Source organism: Diaphorobacter sp. MNS-0, from assembly GCF_019602835.1.
GTDB lineage: Bacteria > Pseudomonadota > Gammaproteobacteria > Burkholderiales > Burkholderiaceae_C > Diaphorobacter > Diaphorobacter nitroreducens.
The window spans coordinates 821,446-836,302 of the sequence record NZ_CP080761.1; the positions used below are offsets into that span (position 1 = coordinate 821,446).

A 14,857-nucleotide genomic window follows, 5' to 3' on the forward strand; every position below is an offset into this window, starting at 1 on the left:
GGCGTTCCCCCAAAGAAGTCGCGCACTATTCTTTTAATAGCTGCTACCGCTTGATAGATAAGCGCTAGAGCCATTTTTGGCACTGAATGCAGCAACCGGCAAACCCATGGACAAACTCCTGATTCGCGGTGGCCGCCCCCTGGTGGGCGAGGTGCCGATTTCCGGCGCCAAGAACGCCGCGCTGCCCGAGCTGTGCGCCGCGCTGCTCACGACCGACCCGGTCACCCTGCACAACGTGCCGCGCCTGCAGGACGTAGCCACCATGCTGCGGCTCATCCGGAACATGGGCGTGCAGGTGGACCGCATCGCTAACCCCGACTGTTCCGTGGCCGATGCGGCCGGCATAGTGCGCCTGGACGCGGGCGGCCTGTCCACGCCCGAGGCGCCCTACGATCTGGTCAAGACCATGCGCGCCTCGGTACTGGCGCTGGGGCCGCTGCTGGCGCGTTTCGGCGAGGCCACGGTGTCGCTGCCGGGCGGCTGCGCCATCGGATCGCGTCCGGTGGACCAGCACATCAAGGGGCTGCAGGCCATGGGCGCGCAGATCGTGGTCGAGCACGGCTACATGATCGCCAGGCTGCCGCAGGGGTGCACGCGACTCAAGGGGGCGCGCATCACCACCGACATGGTCACGGTGACCGGCACCGAGAATCTGCTCATGGCCGCCACGCTGGCTGAGGGGGAGACCGTGCTGGAGAACGCCGCGCAGGAACCCGAGGTGGCGGACCTGGCCGAGATGCTCATCAAGATGGGCGCGCGTATCGAGGGCCATGGCACCAGCCGCATTCGCATCCAGGGTGTCGAGCGGCTGCACGGCTGCGAGCACGCCGTCGTGGCCGACCGCATCGAGGCCGGCACCTTCCTGTGCGCCGTGGCCGCCACGGGCGGCGATGCGCTGCTGCGCCACGGGCGTGCCGACCACCTGGACGCCGTGATCGACAAACTGCGCGACGCGGGCGTGCAGGTGGCGCCGGAAGAGGGTGGCATCCGCGTGCGCAGCCCTGGCGCGGCGCAGCTCAAGGCGCAGGGCTTTCGCACCACTGAGTACCCGGGCTTTCCCACCGACATGCAGGCGCAGTTCATGGCGCTGAACGTGGTGGCCCAGGGCACCGCCACGGTGGCCGAGACGATCTTCGAGAACCGTTTCATGCACGTCAACGAACTGCTGCGCCTTGGCGCGAAAATCCAGACCACGGATGGCCGCGTAGCGGTGATCGAGGGGCTGGGCGGCGCGGCGCCTGCGGGCGCGCGGCTATCGGGCGCCACCGTCATGGCCACCGACCTGCGCGCCTCGGCCAGCCTGGTGATCGCAGGGCTGGTGGCCGACGGGGAAACGCTGGTGGACCGCATCTACCATCTGGACCGCGGCTACGACTGCATGGAAGCCAAACTGCGCGGCCTGGGGGCCGACATCGAGAGAATTCAATGACGCAGCAGATCACACTCGCCCTGTCCAAGGGCCGCATCTTCGAAGAAACCCTGCCTCTGCTGGCCGCTGCCGGCATCGAGGTGCTGGAAGACCCGGAGAAGTCGCGCAAGCTCATCCTGCCCACCAGCCGCCCCGAGGTGCGCGTGGTGCTGGTGCGTGCCACCGACGTGCCGACCTACGTGCAATACGGCGGCGCCGATCTGGGTGTGGCCGGCAAGGACTCGCTCATCGAGCACGGCGGCCAGGGGCTGTTCCGTCCGCTGGATCTGAAGATTGCCAAGTGCCGCGTGAGCGTGGCCGTGCGCGCCGATTTCGACTACCGCGAGGCCGTCACCCAGGGCTCGCGCCTGAAGGTGGCCACCAAATACACCAGCATCGCGCGCGATTTCTTCGCCAGCAAGGGCGTGCACGTGGACCTCATCAAGCTCTACGGCAGCATGGAACTGGCGCCGCTCACCGGCCTGGCCGATGCCATCGTGGACTTGGTCTCCACTGGCAACACGCTCAAGGCCAACAACCTGGTGGAGGTCGAGCAGATCATGGACATCAGTTCGCACCTGGTGGTGAACCAGGCCGCGCTGAAGCTGAAGCAGGCGCCGCTGCGCCGCATCATCGACGCATTCGCCTCCGCCGTGCCGCAGGGCTGAGGGGTGCGCAGGGCTGCGTCTGCGCCGCTTTGGTTCCGCGTCCATCGCCCGGCGTTGCAACCGCGCGCCGTGGCCCGAGTTATGGTGAGAACATCGTGGCCGGGCACCCCTCGGCTTCCGCAACGGCGCGCCGATTCCTTTCGTACATTCTGAGTAGGTCCACTATGCAATTCGTAGCTGCTCCCGTCCGCCTGTCCACCGCTGACGACACTTTCGAGGTGGAGTTTTCCGCACGCCTGCACTGGTCGGCGGACACGGATGCGGCCATCGAGCAGCGCGTGGCGGGCATCCTGGCCGACGTGCGCGAGCGCGGCGACGCCGCAGTGCTGGAGTACACGCAGCGCTTCGACGGCCTGCATGCGCAGGGCTTGCCGTCGCTGGAGCTCAAGGCCAGCGAACTGCAAGCCGCCTTCGACGGCCTGCCCGCGGCGCAGCGCGATGCGCTGACGGCCGCCGCCGCCCGCGTGCGCCGCTACCACGAGGCGCAGAAAAAGGCCAATGGCGAAAGCTGGAGCTACCGCGACGACGACGGCACCCTGCTGGGCCAGAAAGTCACGCCGCTGGACCGCGTGGGCATCTACGTGCCGGGCGGCAAGGCCGCGTACCCGAGCAGCGTGCTCATGAACGCCATTCCCGCGCACGTGGCGGGCGTGCAGGACATCATCATGGTCGTGCCCACGCCACAGGGCACCAAAAACCCGCTGGTGCTGGCCGCGGCGCATGTGGCGGGCGTCACGCGCGCCTTCACCATCGGCGGCGCGCAGGCCGTGGCGGCGCTGGCCTATGGCACGCAGACTATTCCCAAGGTGGACAAGATCACCGGCCCCGGCAACGCCTACGTGGCCAGCGCCAAGAAGCATGTGTTCGGCACCGTGGGCATCGACATGATTGCCGGCCCCAGCGAGATTCTGGTGCTGGCCGACGGCAGCACGCCGGCGGAATGGGTGGCGATGGACCTCTTCTCGCAGGCCGAGCACGACGAGCTGGCCCAGTCCATCCTGCTGTGCCCCGATGCGGCCTACATCGACCAGGTCCAGTCCGCCATCGACCGTCTGCTGCCCCAGATGCCGCGCGCCGAGATCATCGCCAAGAGCCTCACCGGGCGCGGCGCGCTCATCCACACGCGCAGCATGGAAGAGGCGTGTGAGATCAGCAACCGTATCGCTCCCGAGCACCTGGAGGTGAGCAGCCGCGAGCCGCACCGCTGGGAGCCGCTGCTGCGCCACGCGGGCGCGATCTTTCTGGGCGCCTACACCAGCGAATCGCTGGGCGACTATTGCGCCGGGCCCAACCATGTGCTGCCCACCAGCGGCACGGCACGCTTCTCGTCGCCGCTGGGCGTGTACGACTTCCAAAAGCGCAGCAGCATCATCGAGGTGAGCGAGCAGGGTGCGCAGAGCCTGGGCCGTATCGCCAGCGTGCTGGCGCATGGCGAGGGGCTGCAGGGGCATGCACGGGCGGCGGAGATGCGGCTCAAGTTCTGACCGCTCCGACAGCCTGTACGCCTACCAAGCCACCTTGCGAGGTGGCTTTGTCTTTTCAAAAATGAGAGCGCGTGGCGCTGAATGAACAAGCCTTAAAAGCGAAAAACACAGCGAACTCAACAAACACGAATTTCGTGTGACACGAAATTCGTGTACGATGAACGCATGAAGAACGTCACCATCACCGTGGACGATCCGGTGCTCGAATGGGCCCGGATCGAGGCGGCGCGGCGCGGCACCAGCGTGTCGCGCATGGTGGGGGACTTTCTAGGCGAGATGCAGCGCCGCGAGGACGCCTATGAGCGTGCCTACCTCGCCTGGCGCACGGACGAGCGCACCTGGCGCGCGGGCGCCGCAGCGCGGCGTATCCACGGTTTCGAGCGCAGTCCTGCCCACGTAGGTGAGGCGCCACAGCCACTGCAGCGCAGCCTGGAGCAACCCGTGTTTGTGGACACGGCCGTGCTGGTCGCCGCCGAGGACGGCGCCGAAGCCGCCCTGCAAGCCCCGGTGCTGGCCTGTCTGGACTTGCTGTGGCGCGAGCGCCTGGGGCGCGTCAGCAGCCAGGTGCTGGCCGAGTTTTACGACACCGTGACGCGCGCCGCCAGCGCGCCCATGCCGCACGGCGATGCACGCGCGGCCATCCGCCGCTACCACAGCTGGACGCCCTGGCAGATCGATGCTGCCACGCTGGAGACCGCCTGGGCGCTGGAGGCGCGGCACCAACTGGCCTGGGGCGACTGCCTGGCGCTGGCCTCCGCGCAGCACAGCGGCTGCGCGAGCCTGCTGTCGCTGAGTCTGCCGCAGGGCGCGCAGTATGGCGGCGTAGAGGTGCTGCATCCGCTGCATTGCGCGTTGGCTGTCCCCTGATGTGGCGGCGCCGCCCGATCGAATGGAGTGATGAACGCATGACAACCCCTTCTGCCGAACTGCCCGCGCTGGCGCGCATCCGCGACGACGTGCGCGCCATGCAGGCCTACGTCGTGGCCGATGCCACCGGCTACCTGAAGATGGACGCGATGGAGAACCCCTTCGGCCTGCCGCCCGCGCTGCAGGCCGCGCTGGGGCAGCGCCTGGGGCAACTCGCGCTCAACCGCTACCCCGGTACGCGCCAGAACGACCTGAAGGCTGCGCTGGCAGCCTACGCCGGGGCGCCGGCAGGCTCGGCCGTGCTGCTGGGCAATGGTTCCGACGAGCTCATTTCCCTCGTGGCGCTGGCCTGCGCGCGTGCGCAGGCGACCGTGCTGGCGCCCGTGCCGGGCTTCGTGATGTATGCGATGAGCGCGCAGCTGCAGGGCTTGGGCTTCGTGGGCGTGCCGTTGACGGCGGACTTCGAGCTGGACGAGGCCGCGATGCTGGCCGCGATCGCCCAGCACCGCCCGGCCATCACCTTCCTGGCCTATCCCAACAACCCCACGGCCACGCTGTGGGACGAGGCCGTGGTGCAGCGCATCATCGACGCTGCCGGCGCGCAGGGCGGCATCGTGGTCATGGACGAGGCCTACCAGCCCTTTGCCAGCCGCAGCTGGATCGAGCGCATGCGCGCGCAGCCCGAGCGCAACGGCCATGTGCTGCTGATGCGCACGCTCTCCAAGTTCGGCCTGGCCGGCGTGCGCCTGGGCTACATGATCGGCCCCGCCACGCTGGTGGCCGAGGTCGACAAGGTGCGCCCGCCGTACAACGTGAGTGTGCTGAACACCGAGGCCGCCCTGTTCGCGCTGGAACATGCCGACGTGTTCGCCGCCCAGGCCGACGAGCTGCGTGCCGCGCGCACCGAGCTGCTGGCCGCGCTGCGCGCCATGCCCGGCATTGAGCGCGTGTGGGACAGCCAGGCCAACATGGTGCTGGTGCGTGTGCCCGATGCCGCCCGCGCCTATGAGGGCATGAAGGCCCGCAAGGTGCTCGTCAAGAACGTTTCTACAATGCATCCATTGCTGGCAGGCTGCCTGCGTCTGACGGTGGGCAGCAGTGCCGACAACGCCCAGATGCTCACAGCGCTCCAGGCATCCCTATGACTTCCTCCGCACTCGTTCCTTCTTCCGCAGAACTCTGCCCCGACCGCACGGCCGAGGTCAGCCGCACGACGGCCGAGACGCGCATCACCGTGCGCGTGAATCTCGACGGCACCGGCGTGGCCAGCCTGCACACCGGCATCGGCTTCTTCGACCACATGCTCGACCAGATCGCGCGCCATGGGCTGATCGACCTGCAGATCGACTGCGACGGCGACCTGCACATCGACGGCCACCACACGGTGGAAGATGTGGGCATCACGCTGGGCCAGGCTTTCGCGCGGGCCGTGGGCGACAAGAAGGGCATCCGCCGCTACGGCCATGCCTACGTGCCGCTCGATGAAGCCCTGTCACGCGTGGTGGTGGATTTCTCGGGCCGCCCGGGGCTGCACCTGCACATTCCGTTCACCGCCGGGAGCATTGGCGGTTTCGACACGCAGCTCACCTACGAATTCTTCCAGGGCTTCGTGAACCATGCGGGCGTGACGCTGCACATCGACAACCTGAAGGGCATCAACGCCCACCACCAGTGCGAGACGGTGTTCAAGGCCTTCGCGCGCGCGCTGCGCGCCGCGCTGGAGCGCGACCCGCGCGCCGCAGGCGTGATCCCCTCCACCAAGGGTTCCCTGTAAAATTCAAGCCAAATTGGCCTGTAACGCTTATCCATCAAGCGCAAGCAGCTATGAATAGTGAAGCAAAAACCGTCGCGGTCGTGGACTACGGCATGGGCAACCTGCGCTCCGTCTCGCAGGCCGTGCAGGTCGCGGCGCAGGGCAGCGGTTTCCGGGTAATGGTCACCGCGCACCCCGATGAGGTGCGCGCGGCCGACCGTGTGGTGTTGCCCGGCCAGGGCGCCATGCCGGACTGCATGCGCGAGTTGCGGGAGTCGGGCCTGCTCGAATCCGTGCTGGAGGCTGCCGCGTCCAAGCCGCTGTTTGGCGTATGTGTGGGCATGCAGATGCTGCTGGACCACAGCGCCGAGGGCGACACCCCCGGGCTGGGCCTGATCCCGGGCGAGGTGCTCAAGTTCGACCTGGCCGGGCGCACCCAGCCCGACGGTAGCCGCTACAAGGTCCCCCAGATGGGCTGGAACCGCGTGCGCCAGGCGCGCCACGGCGGCGTGGCGCACCCGGTATGGGCAGGGGTGCCCGACGACAGCTACTTCTACTTTGTGCACAGCTTCTACGCGCGCCCGGCCAACCCGCTGCACTGCGCCGGCGAGGCTGACTACGGCGGCCCCTTTGCTGCGGCCATCGCACGCGATAATATTTTTGCTACCCAGTTCCACCCGGAGAAAAGCGCCGAGCACGGCCTGGCGCTGTACCGCAACTTCTTGCACTGGAAGCCCTGATTCTTCAACCCGGCAGGGCCGGGCCTTGTGCGGCCCGCCCCATTCCCCGCTCACCATCATGCTGCTCATCCCCGCCATCGACCTCAAGGACGGCCACTGCGTACGCCTCAAGCAAGGTGACATGGACCAATCGACCACCTTTGGCGAAGATCCCGCCGCCATGGCCCGCAAGTGGGCGGATGCGGGCGCGCGCCGCCTGCACCTGGTGGACCTGAACGGTGCGTTTGCCGGCCAGCCCAAGAACAAGGCAGCCATCAAGGCCATCCTGGCCGAGGTGGGCGCCGACATTCCGGTGCAGCTGGGCGGCGGCATCCGCGACCTGGACACCATCGAGCGCTACATCGACGCCGGGCTGCGGTACGTCATTATCGGCACGGCCGCGGTGAAGAACCCCGGCTTTCTCAAGGATGCGTGCAGCGCGTTTGGCGGCCACATCATCGTGGGCCTGGACGCCAAGGACGGCAAGGTGGCCACCGACGGCTGGAGCAAGCTCACCGGCCACGAGGTGGTCGATCTGGCGCGCAAGTTCCAGGACTGGGGCGTGGAATCCATCATCTACACCGACATCGGCCGCGACGGCATGCTCTCGGGCATCAATATCGAGGCGACGGTGAAGCTGGCCCAGGCCCTCACCATCCCAGTGATCGCCTCGGGCGGCCTGGCCGGCATCGCGGACATCGAGAAGCTCTGCGAAGTCGAAAACGAAGGCGTGGAAGGCGTCATCTGCGGGCGCGCCATCTACTCGGGCGACCTGGACTTCGCCGCGGCCCAGGCGCGCGCCGACGAGCTGGCCGGCGCGTAGGAAAGCTCAGCAGCCGGGCAGGGCGCGGCCCTTGTTGATGGCGTCCGCCGTGCCCAGCATCTGCTCCCAATAGGCCGGAAGCGTGGCCCAGGGGTTGCCCGTGTTCGTGGGGTAGTCATAGTGCCGGTCCGTGGCGTAGACCAGGCCGGTGTTGCGCTGAGGCGTGTTGGCGGACCGCAGCACCTCCTGCATGGCGCCGCAATTCGCCGCGTCATGCACCAGCGCCGCCTGCGCGCCGTTGGCCAGGTTGTAGACCCACTTGTTTGCGGGCTGGGGGTTGACGTTGCGGTAGTCGACGGCCTGGCCCTCGAAGCTCACCAGGGCATCGACCACGCTGGCGGAATCGGCGACCGGGTAGGTGCCGGGGTTGCCCACCACGCGCAACCGGGAGTCCAGGCCCTTGATGTACCGGTAGATCTCGCGGTAGAAGCCCAGCTGCTTGCTGGTCGCGTCCATCTCGTCGAGAAAGAAGCCATCGACCTGCGCGCCGTAGATCTTGCGGTAGTTGTCGATGTTGCGCTGGATGTCGGCGACCGAGCGCGCTCCCGTGCCATAGCGGGTGTAGACGTAGCCCAGCACCTTTCCGCCGTTTTGCCGGAAGGCGGTGATGGCCGCCGTGAACAGGGGGTCTTCCTTGGTGAAGACGCCATTGCTCGGGTTCAGGATGGCCGTGATGGGCACCGCCGGATAACTCTGCGCGCCGCTGGCCAGCTTTTCCCAATCCGAACCCGGGCCCGCGCTGAAGTAGGCCGGGACCAGCAGCTCCAGCGGCTGGGGCTGCGGGCGGATGTACAGCGTGCGCGTGGCGGCGCCGGCCTTGTCCTGCGTTGCCGCCGCGAGGGCCTGCAGCTGCATCTCGCCGGCCTGCGCGGCGGTCAGGCTGGAGGTGGCCACCCCGCCGCGGGTCTGTGGCTGCACGGGCGCGAAGCTGGCGCCGGCCGGGCCGCTCAGGGTGATGGCCGTGCCGTCGGGTGCCGCCGCGCCGGCGATCTTGACGCTCAGCTGCAGTTGCACGGGAGTGTTGACGGTGTGCACGTTGTCGGCTTCGGCAGGGGCGGTGAAGGCCACCTCGGCGCTGGATGCGGCGGGCGAAGAGCCGGAGTCGCTCCCCTGGCCCGATCCGCCGCCGCAGCCGGTCAAGGCCGCGGCCAGGGTCAGCAGGGATGCTGCAAGGGGATGGGAGGGGCGCGAACGGAGATGCATGGCGTTTTGGGGAGTGCTTGCGGGACTGGCAGCGGCGATTGTGCCCACGGCGCCGGTTCCCGAATCGTTCTATTGCAGCATGAAAGTCTGGTACTCCAGCCGATGCAGGCGCCGCGACAGCAGCAGCAGGCCCGCGGCCAGGGTCAGCAGGGTGGCCAGGGCGAAGCCGTAGCCATACAGGGCGGCGCCGAACGCCAGGGTCAGGCCCGTGAGCGCCACGTTGAGCAGCACGAACATGGCGCACAGCAGCAGCACGGTGCGCCGCTGGTCCAGGTAGAAGAACACGTTGAGCACGGCCATCAGGCCCACCTGCAGGCCGGCGCCGACCACCTGCACGTGCAGCAGCGGCAGGTACAGGCGCGAGATGCCCAGGGTGTCGAGCAGCCAGGGGCCGGCCACGAAGGTCACGAGCACGGCCAGGGTCTGGATCTTGGCGATCTCGCCCAGGCCCTGCTGGATGGCGTAGACCATCTCGTCGCGCATGGCCTCTATGTATTCGAGCGAGCCGCCGCCGCGCACCGCGTCGTAGAACTTGTCGTAGTACTCGACGAAGTCGGTCTCTATGCGCACCAGGAACACCGCCATGCCGGGGATGATGGACAGGTAGGACAGGAACACCGGCAGGTCGTAGATCAGCGAGGCGCGCAGGTGGCCGATGATGGGCTGCGAGGTGGGCGGGAAGAACCAGAACATGAACTTGTCCGCCCAGATGCCCAGGTTGTAGAGGAGGCCTACCGCCATCAGCGACGGGTAGAGCTTGTCGGGGTGCAGGAAGTCGAAGGAGATCAGCCGCCGCGCGGGATGGAACTCCTTGACCACCAGCAGCCACATGCCCGCCGGCAGCACGAAGTGGCCGAGCACGAAGGCGCCCAGCAGCCCCTCCAGGCCCCAGGGGCGCAGCAGCAGGGCGCTGGCCACGATCAGCCCGTAGGCCAGGCCGAACAGGCCGACGATGGCCTTGTAGCGCTTCATGCCCGACAGCAGCACCGTGAGCACCCATACGCCGCTCATCAGCATGAAGCCCGCCAGCATGAGCATCCGGTATGCCAGGCCCAGTCCCGGCAGCACGATGAACAGCGCCAGCGTGGCCAGGACACCCGCCCCCAGCAGCACGATCATCATCAGGCCGTGCAGGTTGGGCATGACCAGGTGCTTGTGCTTCTCGAACAGGCGGTCGGAGATGAAGCGGGTGAACGCGAGCTGCACCAGGCTGGTGTAGATCAGACTGCTGGCCACCAGGTAGGTGACCGAGGTCTGGAACTGCGTCACCAGGGTGGCCGGCACGACCACGCTGGCGCTGAAGATGCCGACGAGCAGGATGCCGACGATGGACAGCACCCAGGGCCCCGAGCCGATCACGCCCGCGTAGGCGTAGGCCTGCACCAGGCTCAGCAGGGTGTTCTTGCGCAGCATGTGGCGCAGTTCGAATCCAATGCCGGCCATCAGGCTGCTCCCGGGGTGCGTGCCAGGGCGCGTTCGTAGACCTGGCGGTAGCGGTCGAACATCAGGGTGTCGGTGTAGTAGCGCTCCACGCGGGCGATGGCCGCGCGGCTGGCGGCCTGCCAGGCGGCGGTGTCACCCAGCAGCTGCAGGGCGGCATCGGCCAACTGCTGCGGCTCGGCGATCGGCACCACCGCGCCAGAAGGCCCGAGCGCGCGGTCTTCCTCGTCGAGCCCTTCGAGGAGCTGGCGGCACGAGCCCACGTCGGTGGAAACGGCAGGCACGCCGGCCGCGTAGCCTTCGAGCAGCACCAGGGGCAGGGCTTCGCTGATGGAGGACAGCACCACCAGGCCGATGCGCGGCATCAGGTCCTCCACGCGCTGCATGCCGAGGAAGCGCACATGCTCCTGCAGGCCCAGGCTGCGCACCAGGTTACTGCATTCCTCGGCATAGGCCGGGTCTTCCTCGGCGGGGCCGGCGATCCAGCCCTGGGCGTCGGGGCGCTGGTTGACCACGCGGCGCATGGCGCGGATGAAGGTCTTGATGTCCTTGATGGGCACCACGCGCCCTATCAGGCACAGCACCGGCGGCGGCTCAAGCGGCCGCTGCGCGCGCAGCGGGGCGAAGCGTTCGAGCTTTATGCCGTTGGGGATGTTGGCGGTGCGCTCGGGCGCGGCGCCGTCCTGCACCTGGCGCAGCCGGTTGGCCTCGTACAGGGCCAGGATGGGATCGGCATGCGCGTAGCAGTAGCGCCCCAGCCACTCGAAGAAGTGGATCCACATCTGGCGGAAGTACGACAGCTCGGTCGGGTCGCGCTGGAAGATGTTGCGGTTGTCGCGTATCCACTCGCTCTTGAACAGGTCGATCTTGCGTTCCTTGGTGTAGATGCCGTGCTCCGACAGGATGAGCGGCACCCCGCGCGTCTGCGCCAGCAGCGCGCCCAGGAAGCCCGCGTAGCCGGTGGAGGCGCAGTGCACCGCGCGCACGGGGATCAGCTGCCGCGCCACGCGCGCCAGCAGCCACAGCGGCTGCAGCATGAGGCGCACGGTCCAGAAGAAATCGACGAACGAGGGGTCGGCGCAATGTGCGCGGTAGATGCCGCAGATGATGTCCCAGGCGCGCTTGCTGTAGAGGAAATCCCCGAGCTGCACGGACCCGCCGGGCATCATCTGCTGCGCCACTTCGCGGAATGCCTCCATGGCTCGGGGAGCCGCCGGGCCCTGGTCGAAGGCGTCCAGCAGGCGCTGCACCAGCGCCTGGCCCTGCGCGTCGCCCCTGCGCGCGGCCGGCTGCGGGTGCCAGTGGGCCTGCTCGTGCAGGAAATGCTCCTCGAAATGCACCACGTTGTCGGGCAGCGGGTACTTGAAGCCGCCGTAGTCCTCGCGCCGGCTGCCCAGGAAGACGATGGCGAAGCGGTACTCGGGGTAGGCGCGGATGATCTGGTTGATCCAGCTCGACACTCCGCCGCTCACGTAGGGGAACGTGCCCTCCAGCATCAGGGCGATGTCGGCCGACTGTGCCTTGGGGTGGTTCATGGCCGCTGGCTCCAGTAGTCGATTACGGGGCGCAGGCGCGGCAGCGCTCCCCATTGCCTGAGCTCGCGCATCAGCGCCTGCGCCTGCGCGTGGTCGCGCCGCTCGAAGGCCAGCTGCGCCAGGTAGGGCAGCACCCGGGTCGCGGGCAGGCCCAGGGCGCGGGCTTTGTCGTAGGCGTGTTCCGCTTCCTGGGTGCGGCCCAGCGCATGCAGCAGGCGCCCGCGGCGCAGGTGCATGGCGGCGTTGCCTTCCTGCCGCTGCAGCACCAACTGGCAGTAGCGCAGGGATTCCTGGATGGCGTGCGCGTGTAGGTCGCCCTGCACCAGCGCCTGGTACACCAGCTCCCAGTACAGGTCGGACAGGCGGTGCGCGCTTTGCAGCTGCTGGCTGCTGTCCGGGAGCGCGGCCTGCAGGGCGTCGAGCTCGCTGTCGATGGCGCGGTTGATGCGTTTCTCCAGGTTGTCGAGCATGCCGTAGGCCAGTAGGCGCAGGTCTTCGCTCGCGTCGCCGAGCACGCTGCGCAGGAGCGGCGAGGCCGTGCGCCCCGAGGCGTATTGCAGCGCGGCCATGGCGCGCATGCGCGCCTGTACCGGCACCTGGGCGTTGGTCAGGAACGAGTGCAGGCCGGCGTGGCGGAACTGGCTCTGCCGGCGCTGGTGCTGGTCGAATTCGGGCAGCTGCACCGCATCGAAGTCTTCCGGGAGCGACCTGCGGCGGTACAGGCGCAGGATGACGAAGGCCGCTATCACGCCCAGGAACCCCGCCACGGGCACGGCGTAGCTGCAGGCCGTCATGAGCAGCAGGGTGGCCCAGCGCGGCTTGGACAGGCGCGGCGGCAGCAGCGGCAGCAGCGACAGCGACAGCAGCACGCTGGCCGCGGCGTGCAACAGCAGATAGCTGGCCAGGGCCGCGTCCGAGCGCTCGGCCAGCAGCCATGCGCCGCTCCAGGCGCTGACCTCCAGCCCCAGTGCCGACAGGCCTAGCTTGAGGTTAAGCATGGGCGATGGCGTGCAGGCGCTGCACGGTGCGCACGGGCTGCGCGCTGTCGGGCTGCACCACGTGCGGGAAGATGCCGGCCTGGGCCAGCGATTGCTGGCTCTTGTGCTGCATCCAGCCCTCCAGGCGGTGGATGTAGCCCTCGGCCGTGGTGGCGTTGCCCAGCGGCATGAGCACGGCCAGCACCTGGCGTCCGGGCGCCTCGATCCGCCAGACCTCGTCGAGCTCGCGCTTGAGGCGCTCGATCTGCGGGGGCAGGTCCTGCTCCAGCGCGCGTTGCTGGAGCTCCAGGGCCACGACGATGCTGGGCACCTGGGTGCTTCTGTGGATGTGGGCCAGGCGCTGGAGCTCGAAGGCGAAGAGCGGCGGGCAGTCCGGGAACTGCTGCACGATGGGCTGGGCCAGCTGGCTCATGGACAGGCCGTCGGTGTAGTAGCCCAGCAGCAGCTGTATGGTCTGCAGGCTTTCCTCCTGCAGGGCGAAGAAGGGCATGTCCTGTACCACCAGCAGGCCGTACATGTCGCCCGCCAGATCGAGCAGCGGCGCAGCGACCAGGTAGCGCGTGTCCTGCTGCGCCGTCACGGCCTGGCTCACGTGGCACAGCTGGCCCGTTTGCAGGGCCTGGCGCACCAGCGGGTCGTCGGCGTGCAGTCCGTCGTAGGCGCCTATGCTGGCGCTGGGCCGGGCGGCGGCGTGCCCGTCGGACACCGCGTGCATGGCCGCGCACTCCAGCTGACAGTACTGCGACAGCAGCCGCAGCAGCGCCTGCGGGGCGAGGGCGTCGCCGCCGTCCTCGCTCCCGGCGTGGCGCAGCGCCGCGAGCGCGTCGCGCATGGACATGGGGCGGGCGATGAGTTCCTGCTCCAGGCGGTCGTGCGACAGGCGCAGCAGGTAATGCTGGCGCACCAGGTGCTCCAGGCGCTGGTCCAGGTACAGCTGCAGGGTCTCGGCGCGGCGCGTGCGCGCCTGCCAGAGGCTGGAGAACTCGCCCACCAGCATCACCAGGATCAAGCCCCCCAGGAAGTACAGCTGGGGGAAGTTGCCCCAGTGCCCCGCGTTGAGCCCCAGCCAGCAGGCCAGCAGCACGCTGGCGCCGCCCAGGCCCGCCATGGGGCCGTAGCGCAGGGCCAGCACCACGGGCGCCAGCCAGGGCCATGGGAATGTGGCCTGGATCTGCAGCGGGTCCTGTGGCGCCCAGGCCAGGCCCAGTGCGACGGCCAGCAGGGGCAGCAGCAGGGTCTCGCCCACGGTGACGGCGGGATGGGTGGCCGCGATGGCCAGCCTGCCCAGCAGATGCCTGGGCAGGCCCGTGCCTGGGAGCGCCCGTGGACGGGCGTTTTCACCGGCCGTCTGGCGGCGTGCGCCGGGGCTGTCGGAGGGTGTTGGCATGCGGCGTTCAGCGGCTGCCGGCCAGGCCGGATTGCAACAGCTTGCGGATCAGCTTCTGCGCCACCGCCGACAGCGCCTCGCGGCTCCAGCCGCTCTGGCCGCCCGAGCCGCTCCACAGGGTGTCGCCCGTGGCCACGTCCAGAATCTGCAGGGTGACGCCTGCGGCGGGCTCACCGTCCACGCCCACCTTGTAGCGCCACTCCTCCACGCTGCCCGCGAGGGCGTAGCGGATCTTCTGCTCGCGCGCCCAGGCCAGCGCGTCTTCGGAGCGCTGCGCGTCGCCGGCGCCGAACAGCGCTTCCTGCTGCGTGGTGGCGGGAGTGCGGCGCACCTGGCCCACGCCCTGCGCGCTCAGCAGCGCCTGGGCGATGGCCTCGGCGCGCTGGCCCGCCAGCGGGGTCTCGGTGTGGTTGGCGAAGGGCAGCACCACCCAGCTCGCCTGGCGGGCCAGCTGCGGCGGGTGGCTCTGGTCCAGGGTGGAGCAGGCGCTGAGAAGGGCGATCGCGCCCGTGGCCAGCAGCAGTCCCAGCTGGCGTGCACGAGAGGGGCGGCGGTGGAGCATGAAGGGTTCT

The 14,857-nt window shown here is 68.7% G+C and carries 14 protein-coding genes and 1 pseudogene; 9 read left to right on the forward strand and 6 right to left on the reverse strand.

Going from position 1 to position 14,857, the window contains the following annotated elements; genetic code table 11:
- The first annotated feature begins 106 nt into the window (after positions 1-106).
- The 9 genes and pseudogenes from murA to hisA all read left to right on the forward strand — a co-directional run bounded on the left by murA (position 107) and on the right by hisA (position 7,722).
- Entirely contained in the window at positions 107-1,429 is a 1,323-nt protein-coding gene (gene murA, locus K2L43_RS03950) for a UDP-N-acetylglucosamine 1-carboxyvinyltransferase (protein ID WP_172206274.1), read from the forward strand.
- Complete coding sequence (hisG, locus tag K2L43_RS03955) at positions 1,426-2,076, forward strand: ATP phosphoribosyltransferase (protein ID WP_011804208.1); 651 nt, start codon at positions 1,426-1,428, stop codon at positions 2,074-2,076. The genes murA and hisG overlap by 4 nt, the downstream gene beginning before the upstream one ends.
- 164 nt (positions 2,077-2,240) lie before the next feature.
- Complete coding sequence (gene hisD, locus K2L43_RS03960; protein ID WP_220638556.1) at positions 2,241-3,560, forward strand: histidinol dehydrogenase; 1,320 nt, start codon at positions 2,241-2,243, stop codon at positions 3,558-3,560.
- A gap of 165 nt (positions 3,561-3,725) precedes the next feature.
- Positions 3,726-3,911 (forward strand): annotated as a pseudogene (locus tag K2L43_RS19185) (hypothetical protein); the annotation flags it as partial.
- 96 nt (positions 3,912-4,007) lie between these two features.
- A complete protein-coding gene (locus tag K2L43_RS18970; RefSeq protein ID WP_255580581.1) occupies positions 4,008-4,427 on the forward strand; it encodes a PIN domain-containing protein in 420 nt (139 codons plus the stop codon).
- Between the two features lie 38 nt (positions 4,428-4,465).
- A complete protein-coding gene (gene hisC / locus K2L43_RS03970; RefSeq protein ID WP_220638558.1) occupies positions 4,466-5,572 on the forward strand; it encodes a histidinol-phosphate transaminase in 1,107 nt (368 codons plus the stop codon).
- Complete coding sequence (gene hisB / locus K2L43_RS03975; protein WP_220638559.1) at positions 5,569-6,201, forward strand: imidazoleglycerol-phosphate dehydratase HisB; 633 nt, start codon at positions 5,569-5,571, stop codon at positions 6,199-6,201. The genes hisC and hisB overlap by 4 nt, the downstream gene beginning before the upstream one ends.
- Before the next feature lie 50 nt (positions 6,202-6,251).
- Positions 6,252-6,920 (forward strand): imidazole glycerol phosphate synthase subunit HisH, encoded by a 669-nt coding sequence (gene hisH, locus K2L43_RS03980; protein WP_011804213.1) that lies wholly within the window; start codon positions 6,252-6,254, stop codon positions 6,918-6,920.
- Between the two features lie 58 nt (positions 6,921-6,978).
- The gene (hisA, locus tag K2L43_RS03985) at positions 6,979-7,722 is read left to right on the forward strand and encodes a 1-(5-phosphoribosyl)-5-[(5-phosphoribosylamino)methylideneamino]imidazole-4-carboxamide isomerase (RefSeq protein WP_220638560.1); all 744 of its coding nucleotides are present in this window, start codon (positions 6,979-6,981) and stop codon (positions 7,720-7,722) included.
- A 6-nt stretch (positions 7,723-7,728) separates the two neighbouring features.
- On the opposite strand, the gene K2L43_RS03990 is transcribed toward hisA, so the two are convergent.
- The 6 genes from K2L43_RS03990 to K2L43_RS04015 all read right to left on the reverse strand — a co-directional run bounded on the left by K2L43_RS03990 (position 7,729) and on the right by K2L43_RS04015 (position 14,847).
- Entirely contained in the window at positions 7,729-8,925 is a 1,197-nt protein-coding gene (locus tag K2L43_RS03990) for a spherulation-specific family 4 protein (RefSeq protein WP_220638561.1), read from the reverse strand.
- 69 nt (positions 8,926-8,994) lie between these two features.
- A complete protein-coding gene (gene pelG / locus K2L43_RS03995) occupies positions 8,995-10,368 on the reverse strand; it encodes an exopolysaccharide Pel transporter PelG (RefSeq protein WP_220638562.1) in 1,374 nt (457 codons plus the stop codon).
- Positions 10,368-11,900, reverse strand: coding sequence for a GT4 family glycosyltransferase PelF (gene pelF / locus K2L43_RS04000; protein ID WP_220638563.1), 1,533 nt, complete (start codon positions 11,898-11,900; stop codon positions 10,368-10,370). Before pelF ends, pelG begins: the two co-directional genes overlap by 1 nt.
- Positions 11,897-12,898, reverse strand: a complete 1,002-nt coding sequence (locus K2L43_RS04005; RefSeq protein ID WP_011804218.1) for a membrane protein — start codon at positions 12,896-12,898, stop codon at positions 11,897-11,899. The genes pelF and K2L43_RS04005 overlap by 4 nt, the downstream gene beginning before the upstream one ends.
- The gene (locus K2L43_RS04010) at positions 12,891-14,285 is read right to left on the reverse strand and encodes a PelD GGDEF domain-containing protein (RefSeq protein ID WP_011804219.1); all 1,395 of its coding nucleotides are present in this window, start codon (positions 14,283-14,285) and stop codon (positions 12,891-12,893) included. Before K2L43_RS04010 ends, K2L43_RS04005 begins: the two co-directional genes overlap by 8 nt.
- A gap of 7 nt (positions 14,286-14,292) precedes the next feature.
- Positions 14,293-14,847 carry a hypothetical protein gene (locus tag K2L43_RS04015; protein ID WP_011804220.1) on the reverse strand — a complete coding sequence of 185 codons (555 nt, stop codon included), beginning with the start codon at positions 14,845-14,847 and terminating at the stop codon, positions 14,293-14,295.
- Between the last annotated feature and the right edge of the window lie 10 nt (positions 14,848-14,857).

What these genes read in the sequence shown, in the direction of transcription:
- murA (WP_172206274.1), top strand. Translation starts at nt 107, where the DNA reads ATGGACAAACTCCTGATTCGCGGTGGCCGCCCCCTGGTGGGCGAGGTG.
- hisG (WP_011804208.1), top strand. Translation starts at nt 1,426, where the DNA reads ATGACGCAGCAGATCACACTCGCCCTGTCCAAGGGCCGCATCTTCGAA.
- hisD (WP_220638556.1), top strand. Translation starts at nt 2,241, where the DNA reads ATGCAATTCGTAGCTGCTCCCGTCCGCCTGTCCACCGCTGACGACACT.
- hisC (WP_220638558.1), top strand. Translation starts at nt 4,466, where the DNA reads ATGACAACCCCTTCTGCCGAACTGCCCGCGCTGGCGCGCATCCGCGAC.
- hisB (WP_220638559.1), top strand. Translation starts at nt 5,569, where the DNA reads ATGACTTCCTCCGCACTCGTTCCTTCTTCCGCAGAACTCTGCCCCGAC.
- hisH (WP_011804213.1), top strand. Translation starts at nt 6,252, where the DNA reads ATGAATAGTGAAGCAAAAACCGTCGCGGTCGTGGACTACGGCATGGGC.
- hisA (WP_220638560.1), top strand. Translation starts at nt 6,979, where the DNA reads ATGCTGCTCATCCCCGCCATCGACCTCAAGGACGGCCACTGCGTACGC.
- K2L43_RS03990 (WP_220638561.1), bottom strand. Translation starts at nt 8,925, where the DNA reads ATGCATCTCCGTTCGCGCCCCTCCCATCCCCTTGCAGCATCCCTGCTG.
- pelG (WP_220638562.1), bottom strand. Translation starts at nt 10,368, where the DNA reads ATGGCCGGCATTGGATTCGAACTGCGCCACATGCTGCGCAAGAACACC.
- pelF (WP_220638563.1), bottom strand. Translation starts at nt 11,900, where the DNA reads ATGAACCACCCCAAGGCACAGTCGGCCGACATCGCCCTGATGCTGGAG.
- K2L43_RS04005 (WP_011804218.1), bottom strand. Translation starts at nt 12,898, where the DNA reads ATGCTTAACCTCAAGCTAGGCCTGTCGGCACTGGGGCTGGAGGTCAGC.
- K2L43_RS04010 (WP_011804219.1), bottom strand. Translation starts at nt 14,285, where the DNA reads ATGCCAACACCCTCCGACAGCCCCGGCGCACGCCGCCAGACGGCCGGT.
- K2L43_RS04015 (WP_011804220.1), bottom strand. Translation starts at nt 14,847, where the DNA reads ATGCTCCACCGCCGCCCCTCTCGTGCACGCCAGCTGGGACTGCTGCTG.